The following is a 430-nucleotide window of genomic DNA, read 5'->3' on the forward strand; positions in this document are numbered from 1 at the left end:
GGCGTATTCTGTGCCGACAGTGGAGAGCCGCATGACGTTATTGGGTCGCCATTTGGCAGGCGTTCGCATTGTGCAGGCGTATCAGCGCGTAGAGGCTCCTTTGCCGAAGGTTGGCGAGCGTTATTGCATGCAATATGAAGAAAAAACCAAAGATGTGACGCGCCGTATCACGGAGTATTTCCGCATTATCAACATCGAAGATGAAGTGCGAGTTTTTGAGATCCCAAAATCAAACGGTGAGGTCGAGGAAGTGTCGCGCCGTGTAGTCAAAATGGAAATCAGCAATCCGTTAACCCGAGATTTTGCTGGTGTCGATTATCCGGTTAAGGGGTATGCCGCGCCTACAGTTAAGATTTTGGAAACCCAAGTGGCAGATTCCGCGGCTTATTATGGCGTGAAACCTGTATCAGACGGCCTTTCGGCATGAGAT

The 430-nt window shown here is 50.0% G+C and carries 1 pseudogene; it reads left to right on the forward strand.

Annotated features, from left to right (window positions below):
- Positions 1 to 427 (forward strand): annotated as a pseudogene (locus tag ACTHUG_RS11555) (hypothetical protein); the annotation flags it as partial.
- Positions 428 to 430 lie beyond the last annotated feature (3 nt).

The organism is Neisseria sp. P0022.S009, assembly GCF_051956675.1.
Lineage (GTDB): Bacteria > Pseudomonadota > Gammaproteobacteria > Burkholderiales > Neisseriaceae > Neisseria.